Source organism: Paenibacillus sp. P4_E11 (assembly GCF_056401635.1).
In genome coordinates, this window is the sequence record NZ_JBFUIX010000720.1 from 1 (window position 1) to 545 (window position 545).

1 protein-coding gene is annotated in these 545 nt (G+C 45.0%); it reads left to right on the top strand.

Annotation, left to right across the window (positions count from 1 at the left end; genetic code table 11):
* Positions 1-451, top strand: a 451-nt coding sequence (locus tag AC1DWB_RS37110) for an IS1634 family transposase (RefSeq protein WP_477546020.1), incomplete at its 5' end; no start/stop codon positions are given.
* Between the last annotated feature and the right edge of the window lie 94 nt (positions 452-545).

The following is a 545-nucleotide window of genomic DNA, read 5'->3' on the forward strand; positions in this document are numbered from 1 at the left end:
GGTAAACGACACACCTGTCAGGGGCATCTCGCTTACTCCGAAGCAAGAAGCCATTGAAGCCGCCGAAAAGAACTATGGTTACTTTGCCCTGATCTCCAATAGCATAAAGGATCCGCTGGAGTCACTGGATATTTATCGCTCCAAAGATCTGATCGAGAAAGCTTTTGGCAATTTAAAAGAACGGCTGAACATGAGGCGCACCTCTGTGTCCTCAGAGGAAAACCTGGAAGGCAAACTATTTATTCAGTTTGTTGCACTCATCTATCTTTCTTACATAAAAAAAGCAATGTCTGACCAAGATCTATTTAAAAACTACACGATGCAGGAAGTATTGGACGAATTGGACATCATCGAATGCTTTGAACAGCCCGGGCGCAGGCGCCGTATTGGTGAGATGACCAAAAAGCAAATAGATCTCTATCAGTCTCTTGGCGTGACTGTTCCAACCTAGGTATAATTTTCCGGGAATTCAGGCTGCATGTGAAGAAGGTTTTTGCCGTAATTGGTGGGCGAGCTTACACCCCTGTAAAGGGCCTCATACAGAA